The organism is Silvania confinis (assembly GCF_025564085.1).
GTDB lineage: Bacteria > Pseudomonadota > Gammaproteobacteria > Enterobacterales > Enterobacteriaceae > Enterobacter > Enterobacter confinis.
Genome location: NZ_JAMGZJ010000068.1, coordinates 150,231 through 167,851, shown reverse-complemented (window position 1 = coordinate 167,851; position 17,621 = coordinate 150,231). Strand labels below are relative to the sequence as shown.

13 protein-coding genes are annotated in these 17,621 nt (G+C 55.3%); 6 read left to right on the top strand and 7 right to left on the bottom strand.

Features of this window, described 5'->3' with window-relative positions:
* Positions 1-175: 175 nt before the first annotated feature.
* Positions 176-712 carry a hypoxanthine phosphoribosyltransferase gene (hpt, locus tag M8013_RS05135; protein WP_271266735.1) on the bottom strand — a complete coding sequence of 179 codons (537 nt, stop codon included), beginning with the start codon at positions 710-712 and terminating at the stop codon, positions 176-178.
* 205 nt (positions 713-917) lie between these two features.
* Between hpt and M8013_RS05130 the strand changes: the two genes are divergently transcribed.
* Positions 918-3,308, top strand: a complete 2,391-nt coding sequence (locus M8013_RS05130) for a glucose/quinate/shikimate family membrane-bound PQQ-dependent dehydrogenase (RefSeq protein ID WP_271266734.1) — start codon at positions 918-920, stop codon at positions 3,306-3,308.
* Positions 3,309-3,399: 91 nt separating this feature from the next.
* On the opposite strand, the gene cueO is transcribed toward M8013_RS05130, so the two are convergent.
* A complete protein-coding gene (gene cueO, locus M8013_RS05125; RefSeq protein ID WP_271266733.1) occupies positions 3,400-4,941 on the bottom strand; it encodes a multicopper oxidase CueO in 1,542 nt (513 codons plus the stop codon).
* 145 nt (positions 4,942-5,086) lie between these two features.
* Between cueO and M8013_RS05120 the strand changes: the two genes are divergently transcribed.
* From M8013_RS05120 to speD, 3 genes are all read left to right on the top strand, one after another.
* Positions 5,087-5,434 carry a YacC family pilotin-like protein gene (locus M8013_RS05120; protein ID WP_271266732.1) on the top strand — a complete coding sequence of 116 codons (348 nt, stop codon included), beginning with the start codon at positions 5,087-5,089 and terminating at the stop codon, positions 5,432-5,434.
* A gap of 107 nt (positions 5,435-5,541) precedes the next feature.
* Positions 5,542-6,408, top strand: coding sequence for a polyamine aminopropyltransferase (gene speE / locus M8013_RS05115; RefSeq protein WP_271266731.1), 867 nt, complete (start codon positions 5,542-5,544; stop codon positions 6,406-6,408).
* A gap of 1 nt (position 6,409) precedes the next feature.
* Entirely contained in the window at positions 6,410-7,204 is a 795-nt protein-coding gene (gene speD / locus M8013_RS05110) for an adenosylmethionine decarboxylase (protein WP_271266730.1), read from the top strand.
* A 30-nt stretch (positions 7,205-7,234) separates the two neighbouring features.
* Here the strand turns inward: speD and yacL are convergent, their stop codons facing one another.
* Positions 7,235-7,597, bottom strand: coding sequence for a protein YacL (gene yacL, locus M8013_RS05105; protein WP_271266729.1), 363 nt, complete (start codon positions 7,595-7,597; stop codon positions 7,235-7,237).
* Positions 7,598-7,788: 191 nt separating this feature from the next.
* Complete coding sequence (gene acnB / locus M8013_RS05100) at positions 7,789-10,386, bottom strand: bifunctional aconitate hydratase 2/2-methylisocitrate dehydratase (protein ID WP_271266728.1); 2,598 nt, start codon at positions 10,384-10,386, stop codon at positions 7,789-7,791.
* A 377-nt stretch (positions 10,387-10,763) separates the two neighbouring features.
* Here acnB and M8013_RS05095 point away from each other — a divergent pair, with 377 nt between their 5' ends.
* Together M8013_RS05095 and M8013_RS05090 are read left to right on the top strand one after the other, a co-directional pair.
* Positions 10,764-12,308 carry a DUF3300 domain-containing protein gene (locus M8013_RS05095; RefSeq protein ID WP_271266727.1) on the top strand — a complete coding sequence of 515 codons (1,545 nt, stop codon included), beginning with the start codon at positions 10,764-10,766 and terminating at the stop codon, positions 12,306-12,308.
* A gap of 10 nt (positions 12,309-12,318) precedes the next feature.
* Positions 12,319-13,110 (top strand): DUF2950 family protein, encoded by a 792-nt coding sequence (locus M8013_RS05090; protein ID WP_271266726.1) that lies wholly within the window; start codon positions 12,319-12,321, stop codon positions 13,108-13,110.
* 87 nt (positions 13,111-13,197) lie between these two features.
* Here M8013_RS05090 and traT read toward each other — a convergent pair whose 3' ends face one another.
* The 3 genes from traT to aceF all read right to left on the bottom strand — a co-directional run bounded on the left by traT (position 13,198) and on the right by aceF (position 17,610).
* Positions 13,198-13,929 carry a conjugal transfer complement resistance protein TraT gene (traT, locus tag M8013_RS05085; protein ID WP_271266725.1) on the bottom strand — a complete coding sequence of 244 codons (732 nt, stop codon included), beginning with the start codon at positions 13,927-13,929 and terminating at the stop codon, positions 13,198-13,200.
* Between the two features lie 194 nt (positions 13,930-14,123).
* The gene (gene lpdA, locus M8013_RS05080) at positions 14,124-15,548 is read right to left on the bottom strand and encodes a dihydrolipoyl dehydrogenase (RefSeq protein WP_271266738.1); all 1,425 of its coding nucleotides are present in this window, start codon (positions 15,546-15,548) and stop codon (positions 14,124-14,126) included.
* Between the two features lie 175 nt (positions 15,549-15,723).
* Positions 15,724-17,610 carry a pyruvate dehydrogenase complex dihydrolipoyllysine-residue acetyltransferase gene (gene aceF, locus M8013_RS05075; protein WP_271266724.1) on the bottom strand — a complete coding sequence of 629 codons (1,887 nt, stop codon included), beginning with the start codon at positions 17,608-17,610 and terminating at the stop codon, positions 15,724-15,726.
* Between the last annotated feature and the right edge of the window lie 11 nt (positions 17,611-17,621).

The window sequence follows — 17,621 nt, the reverse complement described above, 5'->3', positions numbered from 1 at the left end:
GTACGTAATGACATGGTATCTCTCGCATCCCACGGCATAAGCGACTCCATATACGGGTTCTTATGCCTTAGTTGTAAGTGTCTACCATGTCCCCGAACAAGCGTTCACTATGTCCCCAGTCTGTACAGTGGGAGAGGGCCGGGGTGAGGGCATCAGCGCGCACCCAACTTACACCTTACTCGTCCAGCAATACCACTTTACCGACGTACGGCAGATGGCGATAACGCTGAGCGTAGTCGATGCCGTAGCCGACCACGAATTCATCCGGGATAGAGAAACCCACGAACTCGACGGTAACGTTCACTTCACGGCGAGTCGGTTTATCCAGCAGCGTACAAATCGCCAGCGATTTTGGCTCACGCAGGCTGAGAATTTCGCGGACTTTCGACAGCGTATTACCTGAATCGATAATGTCTTCGACGATCAGCACATCTTTGCCGCGAATATCTTCATCCAAATCTTTGAGAATTTTCACATCTCGGGTGGTCGACATGCCGCTGCCATAGCTGGAGGCGGTCATGAAATCGACTTCATGGGACACCTGCACCTCACGGCACAGATCGGCCATAAACATGAAGGAACCGCGTAACAGACCCACCAGCACCATCTCGCTGCCGCTGTCTTTATAGTGTTCGGTAATTTGACGACCGAGTTCTTCGATACGCGCTTTGATCTCCGCTTCCGGGATCATCACTTCAACAGTATGTTTCATTTTACTAACCGTATGATTTTAGAACGAATTTCTCAATGCCGAAAATTCAGCGTCCGGCATCGCTGCATAAGCCGTGAAGTATACCAGCAAATAGATTCTCCTGGCGGATGAGTTCGCAAAAGCCAAATTTGTGATTCCGATCACACTTGTTAAGACCTATACTGAATTGCTACTAAAAAATTAATGAAACTTAAAGAGTGTCTTTATGGCGGAAACAAAAAATCAACATTCACGGTTACTCGTGGTGTTAACAGCGCTGTTCGCAGCCTTCTGTGGACTGTATTTACTCATCGGCGGAGCCTGGCTTGTCGCCATTGGTGGCTCCTGGTATTACCCGGTTGCTGGCCTGGTAATGCTGGGCGTCACTGTCCTGTTGTGGCGCAGTAAACAATCAGCCCTGTGGCTCTATGCAGCCCTGCTGCTGGCCACCATGGTCTGGGGCGTGTGGGAAGTCGGCTTCGACTTCTGGGCGCTAACCCCGCGCAGCGATATCCTCGTCTTCTTCGGTATCTGGCTGATCCTGCCCTTTGTCTGGCGTCGACTGATCGTACCTTCCAGCGGTGCCGTAACCGCGCTGGTGGTGGCGTTACTGATTACCGGTGGGATGCTGACCTGGGCGAGCTTTAACGATCCGCAGGAAGTGAAAGGCACGCTGAGTGCTGACTCCACCCCTGCGGCGGCGATCTCTGAGGTGGCAGATGCCGATTGGCCTGCCTACGGTCGCAATCAGGAAGGCCAACGCTACTCCCCACTGAAGCAGATTAATGCCGATAATGTGCACAATCTGAAAGAAGCCTGGGTGTTCCGTACCGGCGACCTGAAGCAGCCTAACGATCCGGGTGAACTGACCAACGAAGTGACCCCAATCAAAGTGGGCAACATGCTCTATCTCTGTACCGCCCACCAGCGCCTGTTTGCTCTGGATGCAGCGACCGGGAAAGAGAAGTGGCACTACGATCCGCAGTTGAACACCAACACTTCGTTCCAGCACGTAACCTGCCGTGGCGTCTCTTACCACGAAGCGCGCGCCGATAACGCCAGCCCGGAGGTGATTGCCGATTGTCCACGCCGCATCATGCTGCCAGTGAACGACGGTCGACTGATTGCTCTGAATGCTGATACCGGCAAACTGTGCGAAACCTTCGCCAACAAAGGCGTTCTGAATCTGCAGACCAACATGCCGGACACCACTCCGGGTCTGTATGAGCCAACCTCGCCGCCGATCATCACCGATAAAACCATCGTGATTGCCGGCTCGGTTACCGATAACTTCTCAACCCGCGAAACCTCGGGCGTTATCCGCGGCTTTGACGTGAATACCGGTAAACTGCTGTGGGCCTTCGATCCTGGCGCGAAAGATCCTAACGCCATCCCGTCGGACGAACACACCTTCACCTTTAATTCGCCGAACTCCTGGGCACCTGCCGCCTATGATGCGAAGCTGGATCTGGTGTATCTGCCGATGGGCGTGACCACGCCGGATATCTGGGGCGGTAACCGCACACCGGAGCAGGAGCGTTTTGCCAGTTCAGTGGTGGCGCTGAACGCCACCACCGGGAAACTGGCCTGGAGCTATCAAACCGTTCACCACGATCTGTGGGATATGGATATGCCGTCCCAGCCAACGCTGGCGGACATTACCGTGAACGGTAAGACGGTTCCGGTGGTTTACGCTCCGGCGAAAACCGGCAACATCTTTGTACTGGATCGTCGTACCGGTGAGCTGGTGGTTCCGGCCCCGGAAAAACCAGTTCCACAGGGCGCGGCGAAGGGCGACTACGTTACTAAAACCCAGCCGTTCTCGGATCTGAGCTTCCGTCCGAAGAAAGACCTGACCGGGGCAGACATGTGGGGCGCTACCATGTTTGACCAGTTGGTGTGCCGCGTGATGTTCCACCAGATGCGCTATGAAGGCATCTTCACCCCGCCGTCCGAGCAGGGCACGCTGGTGTTCCCGGGCAACCTGGGGATGTTTGAATGGGGCGGTATCTCGGTGGATCCAAACCGTCAGGTGGCGATTGCCAACCCGATGGCGCTGCCGTTTGTCTCGAAGCTGATCCCACGCGGCCCAGGTAACCCGATGGAACAGCCGAAAGACGCTAAAGGCAGCGGTACAGAAGCCGGTATCCAGCCGCAGTATGGCGTGCCGTACGGCGTGACCCTGAACCCGTTCCTGTCGCCGTTTGGCCTGCCGTGTAAACAGCCGGCCTGGGGCTACATTTCCGCGCTCGATCTGAAAACCAATCAGGTAGTGTGGAAGAAACGTATCGGTACTCCGCAGGACAGCATGCCATTCCCGATGCCGATCCCGGTGCCGTTTAACATGGGCATGCCGATGCTGGGTGGCCCAATCTCCACCGCCGGTAACGTACTGTTCATTGGTGCAACCGCAGATAACTACCTGCGCGCGTACAACATGAGCAACGGCGAGAAGCTGTGGCAGGGCCGTCTGCCTGCCGGTGGCCAGGCTACGCCGATGACCTATGAAGCCAATGGCAAGCAGTTCGTGGTGATCTCAGCGGGTGGCCATGGTTCGTTTGGCACGAAGATGGGCGACTATATCGTTGCCTATGCGCTGCCGGACGACGCAAGGTAAAAGCAAAACGGCAACGAAAGTTGCCGTTTTTAATGTTTATTCCCTCTCCCGGTGGGAGAGGGCCAGGGTGAGGGCATCAGGCCGCACCCTTTTATACGGTGAACCCGAGCATCATTCCCGTATCTTCATGCTCTAACAGATGACAGTGCGCCATATAGGCAAACTCCTTCGGCGCAGCATGATCAAACTTCACCAGCACTTCGCTAACCGCGCCCTCAACCCGCACCGTATCTTTCCAGCCGGATCGATGGGCTGCCGGGGCTTTGCCGTTCTCTGACAGAATACGGAACTGGGTACCGTGAATATGGAACGGGTGCAGCATCATGTCGCCCTTCCCGGAGATCGTCCAGCGCTCGTACTGGCCTTTGGTTGCGGCAAACATCGGGGTGTTCATGTCGAACGCTTTACCGTTAATCCGGTTGGCGTTATGGAAATCAAATCCATGCCCGCCATGGTTCATCCCCCCCATCTTGCCATGACCCATCTGGCCATGGTGCATCCCGGCCATCGCCTGGTCGCCATATTTATCCATTAACGCCTGCATGCCCATCATGTCGAGCATCGGATCCATCGACAGCTGCAATGTACGCTGGGTTAAACCCGCCAGCGACGGCAGCGCGGGCAAGCTGGCTAAGGTGTCAGGCAATGCCCCGGACGCGGTCACCAGCAGCGGCTGAATGCGCAGCACCGGATGCGGCTTATCAAAGGGTGTCACCGCCATCCCCATCTGGCTGACCGGGAGCGTGATCAGATCAAACGGCTTGCCGTCACTGATATCGACCAATACTTCAAAGCGCTCGCCCATCAGCATCGGCAGCTCGGTTACCTTGACCGGTTCGGCCAGCAGGCCGCCGTCGCTGGCGACCACGTACAGCGGGCGCTTATCGCTGGCGGCAAAATTGAGCGAGCGGGCATTACAGCCATTGAGCAGGCGCAGGCGCAGCCAGCCCTTTGGCGCGTTGTGTTGCGGGTAAATCGCACCGTTGGTCAGCAGCGTATCGCCAAACCAGCCGACGGCGGCGGTCATCACATCCAGTTGATAATCGATTTGCCCGTCCGCGCTGAATTTTTTGTCCTGCACGATCACCGGCACATCGTCGATACCCCACTGCTTAGGCAGGCGCAGCAGGCGACTTTCGTCATCTTCAATCAGCACCAGCCCAGCCAGCCCCATCGCTACCTGACGTCCGGTTTTACCGTGCTGATGAGGGTGGAACCAGCAGGTCGCCGCCCGCTGTTCCGGGGTAAAGGTGACGCTACGTTTGCCGCCGGGTTTAATCACACCGTGCGGCCCGCCGTCGACCTCGCCCGGCACTTCGAGCCCGTGCCAGTGCACCGTGGTCTCTTCATTCAGGGTATTGTGGATATTAACGGTCAGCGCTTTTCCCTGGCGCAGCTGGATCGCCGGGCCCAGCACATTACCGTTATATCCCCAGGTGGTCGCATTGTGTGGACCAAAGGTCGTTTTCCCGGCCTGCACTACCAGTTGAACCTGATTGCGCGCATCGGGGGTGAGTAAATTGGGGATCGGCAAAACGGGCCGCTCAGCCGCAAACGCGGCGCGGCTCCAGAGCGGCAGTGCGCTGGCGACGCCCAGCGCGGCAGAATATTTTAAAAAATCACGACGTTGCATGTTCATTTCCTTATTTCCAGCAGGCGATCCTGTCAGCATAAACCCTCCCCCAACCGGAAGGTCAAGATAAGCCGAAACAATAAAGATCGTCGCTCCGTCACCAGGTGTGCTAACGTTGAATTTCCGCAACGTATTGGTAGAGGCAATGAAGACGTTTTTTCGAACAATTCTGTTCACCACCCTGATGATTAGTGGCGCCAACAGCTATGCGCTCAGTGAAAATGAAGCCGAAGACATGGCCGATCTGACGGCTGTATTTGTCTTTCTGAAAAACGATTGCGGATACCAGAATTTACCCAATGGGCAGATTCGTCGGGCACTGGTCTTTTTTGCCCAGCAGAACCAGTGGGATCTGAGCAACTACGACACGTTTGACATGAAGGCGCTCGGTGAAGACAGCTATCGCGATCTCAGCGGGATCGGGATCCCCACCGCCAAAAAATGCAAAGCGCTGGCGCGCGATTCCCTTAGCCTCCTCGCCTACGTTAAATAACCTTTCCGACGCCTCTATGTTGAAGCTATGGCCGTGCAACCACGGTCATTGTTAGCTATGATGTTGCGCTCTTTTTACGCAGGCGTTAACAAAAGAGGTATCAGCCGATGGCCGACAACACAGTGTGGCAAGAAACGCTGCATGACCAGTTTGGACAGTACTTTGCCGTTGATAACGTGCTCTATCATGAGAAAACCGATCATCAGGATCTGATCATTTTTGAAAACGCCGCCTTTGGCCGCGTGATGGCGCTGGATGGCGTGGTGCAAACCACCGAACGCGATGAATTCATCTATCACGAGATGATGACCCACGTGCCGCTGCTGGCGCACGGCAATGCGAAACATGTGCTGATCATCGGCGGTGGCGATGGCGCCATGCTGCGCGAAGTCTCCCGTCATAAATCCATTGAAAGCATAACCATGGTCGAGATAGACGCGGGCGTGGTCTCTTTCTGCCGCCAGTATCTGCCAAATCACAACGCCGGCAGCTACGACGATCCGCGCTTCCGGTTGGTGATCGACGACGGCGTCAATTTTGTTAATCAGACGGCGCAAACCTTCGACGTGATCATTTCGGACTGCACCGATCCGATTGGCCCCGGCGAGAGTCTGTTTACCTCGGCTTTCTATGAAGGCTGCAAACGCTGCCTGAACCCGGGCGGAGTCTTCGTGGCGCAGAACGGCGTCTGCTTCCTGCAGCAGGATGAAGCCATCGACAGCCATCGCAAACTAAGCCACTACTTCTCTGACGTCAGCTTCTATCAGGCGGCCATTCCCACCTACTACGGCGGGGTGATGACCTTCGCCTGGGCAACGGACAATGACGCCCTGCGCCATCTCTCAACCGGGATTATTCAGGCACGCTTCCACCAGGCCAATTTAACCTGCCGTTACTACAATCCGGCCGTCCATACCGCAGCCTTTGCCTTACCGCAATATTTGCAGGATGCGCTGTTTCAAGGGGGTGAATGAATTGAAAAAGCTGAAACTGCATGGCTTTAACAACCTGACCAAAAGCCTGAGTTTTTGTATTTACGATATCTGCTACGTCAAAACGGCGGAAGAGCGCGATGGTTATATCGCCTATATCGATGAACTCTATAACGCCAACCGTCTGACCGAGATCCTGTCAGAAACCTGTTCGATTATCGGCGCCAATATCCTGAACATCGCGCGTCAGGATTATGAACCGCAGGGTGCCAGCGTCACCATTCTGGTCAGTGAAGAGCCTGTTGATCCTACCCTTATCGACAACACCGAGCATCCCGGCCCGCTGCCGGAAGCGGTAGTAGCGCATCTCGATAAAAGCCATATCTGCGTCCATACCTACCCGGAAAGTCACCCGGAGGGCGGGCTGTGCACCTTCCGCGCCGATATTGAAGTCTCGACCTGCGGGGTGATTTCCCCCCTCAATGCGCTGAACTACCTGATTCATCAACTTGAATCCGACATTGTGACTATAGATTATCGCGTGCGCGGCTTTACCCGTGATATTAACGGCATGAAGCATTTCATCGATCATGAAATTAACTCCATTCAGAACTTCATGTCCGCAGACATGAAGGCGCTGTATGACATGATGGACGTGAACGTGTACCAGGAGAATATCTTCCACACCAAGATGCTGCTTAAGGAATTCGACCTTAAGCACTACATGTTCCATACCCGGCCGGAAGATTTAAGCGACGTTGAGCGTAAGGCCATCACTGACCTGCTGTGGAAAGAGATGCGCGAAATTTACTACGGCCGCAACATTACGACCGTGTAAAACACCTGAGGAGCAGGGAGGCTCCCGGTATTACTTCTGGTTCATAAAATTACGGTAGGCCGCTACCACTTGAAGGAAATCCTCAACGCCGCACAGCGACAGGCTCTCTTCGTCGTAGTAGTTCATCCCCTCTTCCATCTCATCACCTGAGAATTCAAGCTGATTGGCGCGTACCATCACCTCTTCACCGTCCATCCACAACGTATATTCATGTCCAATACGTTGCCAGGATCGTTCGCTGCCTTTAATCTCGCGTGCCGCCTGTTCCACTTCATCGAGCAAGGCCAGGTTCTCTTTCACTTCCTCATTGAACCAGTGACCGACCACTTCGTGGCCCATCGACATACGCACTTTCACCACACCGGTGATATCACGCAGAAATTCGTAATCCATCGTATTTTCCTCTGCAAAGCCATTGCAGTAATTATCGCAGCAGAGAGGAAGAATAAAAGCGCAACGGGTGGAAGGAATGAAAATAAAAAAGGGAGAGCAAGACCCTGCGGTCTGATGCCCTCACCTCGGTCCTCTCCCGTGGGAGAGGATGCAAACACTAAAAACCGTCTCCGAAGAGACGGTTTTGCTGTTTATACTACCGTCTGGAAGATAACGCCGTCCGCTTTCTCAGTGTACTCAGAGAGCTTGTCGAAGTTCAGATAGCGATAGGTATCCACCGCCGTCTTATCTACCTGCGCCACGAAGGTCTGGTACTCTTCCGGCGTTGGCAGTTTGCCAATCAGTGCCGCAACAGCCGCCAGCTCCGCAGAAGCCAGATACACATTTGCACCGGTACCTAAACGGTTCGGGAAGTTACGGGTAGAGGTGGAGACCACCGTCGCACCGTCAGCTACGCGCGCCTGGTTACCCATACACAGGGAACAGCCAGGGATTTCAATGCGCGCACCGCTCTTACCAAACACGCTGTAGTAACCCTCTTCGGTCAGCTGCGCCGCATCCATACGGGTTGGCGGTGCCACCCACAGACGGGTCGGCAGCTGGCCCTTGTGGGTATCCAGCAGTTTACCGGCAGCACGGAAGTGACCGATGTTGGTCATACAGGAGCCGATGAACACTTCGTCGATTTTGTCGCCCTGCACGTCAGACAGCAGACGCGCGTCGTCCGGATCGTTCGGCGCACACAGGATTGGCTCTTTGATATCCGCCAGATCGATGTCGATGACCGCAGCATATTCTGCGTCGGCATCGGCTTCCATCAGCTGCGGATCCGCCAGCCATTTTTCCATGCCCTGCACGCGGCGCTCCAGCGTACGGCGGTCGCCGTAGCCTTCGGCAATCATCCACTTCAGCAGCACGATGTTAGACGTCAGATACTCTTCAATTGGCGCCTGGTTGAGCTTGATGGTGCAGCCGGCAGCAGAACGTTCAGCAGAGGCATCGGTCAGTTCGAACGCCTGCTCCACTTTCAGATCCGGCAGACCTTCGATTTCAAGGATGCGGCCCGAGAAGATGTTGATCTTGCCTTTTTTCTCAACGGTCAGCAGGCCCTGTTTGATCGCGTACAGCGGGATCGCGTGAACCAGATCGCGCAGGGTGATGCCCGGCTGCATTTTGCCTTTGAAGCGCACCAGAACCGATTCCGGCATGTCCAGCGGCATCACGCCGGTCGCAGCAGCAAACGCCACCAGACCGGAGCCCGCCGGGAAGGAGATCCCAATCGGGAAACGGGTGTGGGAGTCACCACCGGTACCGACGGTGTCCGGCAGCAGCATGCGGTTCAGCCAGGAGTGGATAACCCCATCGCCCGGACGAAGAGAAACGCCGCCACGGTTCATGATGAAGTCTGGCAGCGTGTGGTGCGTGGTCACGTCAACCGGCTTCGGATACGCCGCGGTGTGGCAGAAGGACTGCATCACCAGGTCGGACGAGAAGCCCAGGCAGGCCAGGTCTTTCAGTTCATCACGGGTCATTGGCCCGGTGGTGTCCTGAGAACCCACAGAGGTCATCTTCGGCTCGCAGTACGCGCCAGGACGGACCCCGGTCACGCCGCAGGCACGGCCGACCATTTTCTGCGCCAGCGAGTAACCGCGGGTGCTTTCGGCCACTTCTTTCGCCTGACGGAACACATCGCTGTGCGGTAGGCCCAGCGCTTCACGCGCTTTGGTGGTCAGGCCACGACCGATGATCAGCGGGATACGGCCACCGGCACGCACTTCGTCCACCAGCACGTCGGTTTTCAGCTCAAAGCTGGCCAACAGTTCGTTGGTTTCGTGGTTACGCACTTCACCCTTGAACGGGTAAACGTCAATCACGTCGCCCATGTTCAGGTCATTCACGTCCACTTCAATTGGCAGTGCACCGGCATCTTCCATGGTGTTGAAGAAGATTGGCGCAATTTTGCCGCCGAGGCACAGACCGCCGCCACGCTTGTTCGGCACATGAGGGATATCATCCCCCATAAACCACAGCACGGAGTTGGTGGCAGATTTACGCGAAGAACCGGTGCCGACCACATCGCCGACGTACGCCAACGGGAAGCCTTTTTGCGCTAACGCTTCAATCTGTTTGATTGGGCCAACGGCACCCGGCTGATCCGGGTCAATGCCTTCGCGGGCGTTTTTCAGCATCGCCAGCGCGTGCAGTGGGATATCCGGGCGCGACCAGGCATCTGGTGCCGGAGAGAGGTCATCGGTGTTGGTTTCGCCGGTGACTTTGAACACAGTGACCGTCATTTTTTCGGCAAGCGCAGGACGGTTCAGGAACCATTCGGCATCAGCCCAGGACTGCATCACCTGCTTCGCATAGCTGTTGCCCGCTTTCGCTTTTTCTTCTACATCGTAGAAGTTATCGAACATCAGCAGGGTGTGAGACAGCGCTTTGGCGGCAATCGGTGCCAGTACGTCGCTATCCAGCGCATCAATCAGCGGATGAATGTTATAACCACCCTGCATAGTGCCGAGCAGTTCAATCGCTTTTTCAGGAGTGACCAGTGGGGAGGTTGCTTCGCCTTTGGCGACCGCAGCAAGGAAACCGGCTTTCACGTAGGCGGCTTCATCAACGCCTGGCGGGACACGGTTAATCAGCAGATCTAACAGGAATTCATCTTCGCCCGCAGGCGGGTTTTTCAGCAGCTCGACGAGCCCAGCCATCTGGGTAGCATCTAAGGGTTTGGGTACAATTCCCTCGGCGGCACGTTCAGCTACGTGCTTACGGTATTCTTCTAGCACGACGGTTCTCCTCGCTCTCATTGTCATATGCGGCGGGCGTTCTCTTCACGCTCCTGTGAGACAGCAGTTTGTTGGTTAATTGCCCGTTACCGCGTCGGGCAGCATAGCAGGATTTCCAGACAGTGTTAATGTGTTTACAAAAAAGCAACATTAAATTGTTTGCTGAATCGTTAAGAATGGTATAGCGGACAGACAGCCCGGGTTCGCTCTAACGCTTTTTGCGCTATCAGATATAATTGCGTAATAAATACTCACATTCTTTATCCCCTCGCACAGGGTGATTCCCAACAAAAGTCAAAACTGTAAAAAACGAGTGAATATACTCGCGGCAACAAAAACGCCTAACGGCACTGCTCTCGTCTCGTCGGAGTCATTCTATGAAGTTGCCTTTCAAGCCACATCTGCTTGTCCTTCTGTGCAGTGCCGGACTGTTTGTCGCATCGGGCGTTATGTTTGTTCAAAGCCGTGCAACGGAAACCCCCACCGCCCCTGCTCCCGTCGTACAACAACCTGCCGTCCCGGCACCCGCCGTTCAACCCGCACCGGTTGTCGCACCGACCTACAGCGCCGCGCAAATCGATCAGTGGGTCGCGCCGATTGCGCTCTACCCTGACGCGTTGCTGTCGCAGATTTTGATGGCATCTACCTACCCTGCCAACGTCATCCAGGCCGCGCAGTGGTCAGAGGATAACCCGAAGATGCAGGGTGATGCCGCGATTCAGGCAGTGGCAGGACAACCCTGGGATCCGAGCGTGAAGTCGCTTGTCGCCTTCCCACAGCTGATGTCGCTGATGGGAGAAAATCCGCCGTGGATCCAGAGCCTCGGCGATGCGTTTCTTGCCCAGCCGAAGGATGTGATGGACTCCGTGCAGCGCTTACGCCTGCTGGCGCAGCAAACCGGCGCGCTCACGTCCACGCCACAGCAGACGGTCACCACGGTAACGAAGCCAGAGCCCGCTAAAACGGCCACCGCGGCACCGGCATCCACCACCACAGCCACCGCCAGCCCAACAGTCATTAAGATTGAATCGGCCGATCCGCAGGTGGTGTATGTCCCGACCTACAACCCCAATACGGTCTACGGCACATGGCCAAATACCAGCTATCCGCCGGTGTATTTACCGCCGTCGCCCGGAGAGCAGTTCACTGACAGTCTGGTGAAAGGGCTGGGCTTTAGCCTCGGTGTCGCCACGACCTATGCCCTCTTCAGCAATATCGACTGGGATGACGATGACGACTGGGATCATCACCATGGCGGCTATTCGCGCAACGGGGATAACAATATCAATATCAACGTTGATAACTTTAATAAGATCAGCGGGGAGCGCCTGACCGATGCCAACCGCGGCTGGCAGCATAATCCGGCCTATCGCGATGGCGTGCCGTACCCAACCAATCAGCTTAATAACCGATTCCACTCCACAAACGCCGCAACGGGGCTCAGCGCGACGCAGCAAAAACCGGTCAATCGCGATAGCCAACGCCAGGCTGCAATGACGCAGATGGAGAAATCGACCGGCAAGACATTCTCCCAAACGCCGCGTGGCGGCGCCAAAGATGCCCAGCGTCAGGCGTCGAACCAGCAATTGAAGCAGATATCCCAACGCAATAACTATCGAGGCTATGACACCAGCAAGCCGCAAGCCGCGAAGCGAACCACCACGCAAAAGCATGAAAATCGCCAGGCGACCACCCAGAGACAGGAAAAACGTGTTTCGCAGCCCGCGCAACAACAGCGTCATGCGCAGCAGCGAAACAGCCAGCCACGCGCCAATGCGTTGAGTGGTAACGATAGCCGTTCCGGGAACTGGCAAGCCCAGCAGCAGCGTGGTGCCCAGAGCCGCCAGGCTTCGGCCCGAAGCCAGCAACCGCGGCAAATGCCTGCTGGCCGAACTGAACATCGTGAAATCCGTCATCGCTAAGGTAGCCGACATGAAAATGAAACTATTCAGTGGATTGGTGTTGTTCATGGTTTCGGCCATCGTTCAGGCACAACAACACTTCAGCACGCCGGAGCAAGCGACCGATGCGCTGGTCACGGCGATCAGTGAGCAAAATGAAACGGCGATGATTAATCTCCTTGGGGAAGACTGGCGCGATTTTATGCCACCTGAAGGTGTCGACCCTGATGCCGTGGACCGTTTTCTGCGTGACTGGAAGGTCAGCCATAACACTGTCGTCAACGGCACCATTGCGCATCTGGTAGTGGGGGACAGCAACTGGCAGCTACCGATTCCGGTGATAAAAACGGCCGACAGCTGGCGCTTTGATATGCAAGAGGCAGCCGAAGAGATCCTGACACGCGAAGTTGGGCGCAATGAGCTTGCCGCCATAGAAGCGCTGCATGCCTATGTGGATGCGCAGCAGAGCTATTACGCACTGAACCAGAAATACGCCCAGAAAATTGTCAGCGCTGAAGGGAAAAAAGATGGTTTGTACTGGCCCGTCGCCCCGGGGGAGGCCCCCAGTCCGCTAGGCCCGGCATTCAGTCCCAAAGAGCCGGGAACGGGCTATCACGGCTATCGGTTCCGTATTCTGCCGGATAGCAACGGCTTTGCCATGATCGCATGGCCGGTCACTTACGGGCAGACAGGGGTAATGAGCTTTGTGATAAACCAGGATGACAGGGTCTACCAGGCGAATCTGGGCACCGACTCACAGCACAAAGTGCAGGCGATAGCGACGTACCATCCAGATAAACACTGGCAGCCCGTCGCGCCCTGATTACCCGGCGGCCCGCCACTGGCGCGGGCCCAGGGTCCGAGAGTGTTGTAAGCCGGGTAAGGTGAAGCCACTACCCGGCGGTTTGACTTAGAGAATATTAGCGACTGATTTCGCCAGCTGAGCTTCCAGAACCGGTTTCGCTTCTTCGAACTTCAGGTTCACTTTGTTCGCATTGGAGACAACACGCGTCTGGTATTTCGCGCGATCGCCCTGCGCGGTGCTGGTCTGCAGTTTTACACCTGAAGTGCCCTGACGCAGGGCGGCGATATTATCGGTGGTCACAGTCGCTTTACTGCGCTCAGAGATCTGCAGGTCGGTAACCATGGTGTAGTTTACATCTTCCACCATCGCATCCGCCGCCATACCAATCAGGCCTGCGGCCAGACCCACACCCAGCGCAGCACCGGAAGAGCTGCTGTTATAAGCGGTGATACCTGCGCCCAGTGCAGCACCTACAGCAGCGCCTTCGTAGCCGGTTTTCAGGTAGCCCTGAGACTCACGCAGGTCCATTTTGTCTGCCTTCAGCACGTTTGCCTGCACCCAGTAATAGGCACCATCAGGGGAGCTTGTTACTTTATAACCTTTGGCTGTCAGGTCGTTAGCCAGCAGCGTTTGCAGGTTACTCATGTCTTTATCAGAGGTATTTTTAACCTGAATGTAGACTGTTTTTTCATTGGAAGGCTCAAGCCAGACGGTTTCGCTCATCTGGGTTTTCACTTCCAGATTACGTTTCTTCACCGCCGTGGTCATTGCGCCACACCCGGTCAGCGTCATCGCTGCTGCCACTAAACCAATTACCGCAACTTTCTTTAAAGACATGTACTTTCCTTTTTTCGTGTAATAAAGAGTCCTGAACCCTTAACCGCGTGGCCAGAAGCCACACAATGGCGAAAAAAGTATCGGCAGTTACGAGAAAAAATTTAGCTAAAATATCAATGAGTTGACTACCAAATCAGGTAGTTACAGGCAAAAAAAAACGCCTCCAGAGAGGCGTTTAGCGAGCGTCGAGAAACTTATTTCTTCTTCGCTTTCGCGTTTGGCAGGTCGGTGATGCTGCCTTCAAAGATTTCTGCTGCCAGGCCAACAGACTCGTGCAGAGTCGGGTGAGCGTGGATAGTCAGCGCGATATCTTCAGCGTCACAGCCCATTTCGATGGCCAGACCGATTTCACCCAGCAGCTCGCCGCCGTTGGTGCCGACAATCGCCCCACCGATCACGCGGTGAGTCTCTTTGTCGAAGATCAGTTTGGTCACGCCATCTGCGCAGTCGGAAGCGATCGCACGGCCAGAAGCAGCCCACGGGAAGGTGGCGGTTTCGTAGCTGATGCCTTTCTCTTTCGCTTCTTTCTCGGTCAGACCTACCCAGGCAACTTCTGGCTCGGTGTAGGCGATCGATGGGATCACTTTCGGGTCGAAGTAGTGCTTCATGCCGGAGATAACTTCTGCGGCAACGTGGCCTTCGTGAACACCTTTGTGCGCCAGCATTGGCTGACCGACGATGTCGCCGATAGCAAAGATGTGCGGCACGTTGGTGCGCAGCTGCTTGTCAACGCGGATGAAGCCACGGTCGTCAACTTCAACGCCCGCTGCACCTGCATCAAGGTTTTTACCGTTCGGCACACGACCGATTGCCACCAGCACTGCGTCATAACACTGCGCTTCTGCAGGGGCTTTTTTGCCTTCCATGGAAACGTAGATGCCGTCTTCTTTTGCTTCAACGGCAGTCACTTTGGTTTCCAGCATCAGGTTGAACTTCTTGCTGATGCGTTTGGTGAAGACTTTAACGATGTCTTTATCCGCAGCCGGGATAACCTGGTCGAACATTTCAACCACGTCAATCTCTGAACCCAGCGCATGATACACGGTCGCCATTTCCAGACCGATGATCCCGCCACCCATAACCAGCAGGCGCTTAGGTACGGATTTCAGCTCCAGCGCATCGGTGGAGTCCCATACGCGTGGATCTTCGTGTGGAATAAACGGCAGCTCAATCGGACGGGAACCCGCCGCGATGATCGCGTTGTCAAAGTTGATCACGGTTTTGCCGTTTTCGCCTTCGACTTCCAGGGTGTTTGCCCCAGTAAATTTACCCAGACCGTTTACCACTTTCACTTTACGGCCTTTGGCCATACCGGCCAGACCGCCAGTCAGTTGAGTGATAACTTTCTCTTTCCAGGTACGAATTTTATCGATATCGGTTTTCGGCTCGCCGAAGACAATACCGTGTTCAGCCAGCGCTTTGGCTTCTTCGATAACTTTTGCTACGTGCAGCAGCGCTTTAGAAGGGATACAGCCGACGTTCAGACAAACACCACCGAGGGTGCTGTAACGTTCTACGATGACGGTTTCCAGACCTAAATCCGCGGCACGGAATGCTGCGGAGTAACCTGCCGGGCCTGCCCCAAGTACCACGACCTGAGTTTTGATTTCTGTGCTCATCATGACCTCTTAATTTATACCCGTCGTCCACCGGGTCGTTCTATCCGCCCGCAGTTTACAAAAATGTTAACAATTTTGAAACAACAAACGGCTCACGAATTGTCGCTTTCGCCAATAACCTCACATAGTTAATGAGATTATTAGAAAAAAGCCGGCCGATTGGCCGGCTTTTCGATTACATCACCAGGCGGCGAATATCGCTCAGGGTGTTGTTGATGATGGTAATGAAGCGCGCACCATCAGCACCGTCGATCACGCGGTGGTCGAAGGAGAGAGAAATTGGCATCATCAGACGCGGCATAAACTCTTTACCATTCCACACTGGCTCAATCGCGGATTTAGACACACCGAGGATAGCCACTTCCGGCGCGTTAACAATCGGCGCGAAGTGGGTTGTACCCAGGCCACCGATGCTGGAGATGGTGAAGCAACCGCCCTGCATTTCGCCAGCAGTCAGCTTGCCATCACGCGCTTTCTTGGAGATCACGGTCAGTTCACGGGACAGCTCAGTGATGCTCTTCTTGTTCACGTCTTTGAAGACCGGAACAACCAGACCATTTGGCGTATCAACCGCAACACCGATGTTGATGTATTTCTTCAGCGTCAGACGCTGTGCATCTTCAGACAGGGAGCTGTTGAAACGTGGCATCTGCTCAAGTGCCGCAGCAACCGCTTTCATGATGAAGACCACTGGGGTGAATTTCACGTCCAGGCGGCGCTTCTCAGCTTCGGCGTTCTGCTGTTTACGGAACGCTTCCAGGTCGGTGATATCGGTTTTGTCGAAGTGCGTAACGTGCGGGATCATCACCCAGTTACGGCTCAGGTTCGCACCAGAGATTTTCTGGATACGGCCCAGTTCCACTTCTTCGATTTCACCAAACTTACTGAAGTCCACTTTCGGCCAAGGCAGCATGCCTGGGATGCCGCCACCGGTGGCAGCAGCAGGTGCAGCTTCAGCGCGTTTAACCGCGTCTTTCACATAAGTCTGAACGTCTTCGCGCAGGATACGACCTTTACGGCCCGTCCCTTTGACTTTCGCCAGATTCACGCCGAATTCGCGCGCCAGGCGGCGGATCAGCGGAGTGGCGTGAACGTAAGCATCGTTCTCAGCAAACTCAGATTTGCCTTCCGCTTTGGCAGCCGGTGCAGCCGCTTTTGCAGCTGGAGCCGGTGCGGCAGCAGCAGGTGCAGCAGCCGGGGCCGCAGCAGGCGCAGCGCCTTCTACTTCGAAGACCATAATCAGAGAACCGGTAGACACTTTGTCGCCAGCGCTGATTTTGATTTCTTTAACGATACCTGCGAACGGTGCCGGGACTTCCATAGAGGCTTTGTCGCCTTCTACGGTGATCAGTGACTGTTCAGCGGCCACTTTGTCGCCCACTTTCACCATCACTTCGGTCACTTCAACTTCGTCACCGCCGATATCCGGTACGTTAACGTCTTTCGGGCCAGCGGCAGCAGCAGGTGCAGCAGCTTGTGCCGGTGCAGCAGCCTGGGCTGGAGCAGCAGCAGGTGCAGCACCCGCCACTTCGAAGACCATGATCAGGGAGCCGGTAGAGACTTTATCGCCAGCGCTGATTTTGATCTCTTTAACCACGCCCGCGAACGGTGCCGGGACTTCCATCGAGGCTTTGTCGCCTTCAACGGTGATCAGAGACTGTTCAGCGGCAACGGTGTCGCCCACTTTAACCATGATCTCGGTGACTTCAACTTCGTCGCCGCCGATGTCAGGCACGTTCACTTCTTTTGCTGCCGCGGCAGCTGCTGGTGCAGCAGCGGCCGGAGCGGCTTTCTTCTCTTCCTGCGCAGGTGCAGCTGCTGCTGCACCGTCGGCGGAATCGAAAATCATGATCAGTTTACCGGTCTCGGTTTTATCGCCAACAGAGATTTTGATCTCTTTAACGATGCCAGCCTGAGGAGACGGGACTTCCATAGAGGCTTTGTCGCCCTCTACGGTGATCAGCGACTGTTCAGCTTCAACCTTGTCGCCCACTTTGACCAGGATCTCGGTGATTTCAACTTCATCAGCCCCGATGTCCGGTACATTGATTTCGATAGCCATTATTCTTTTAC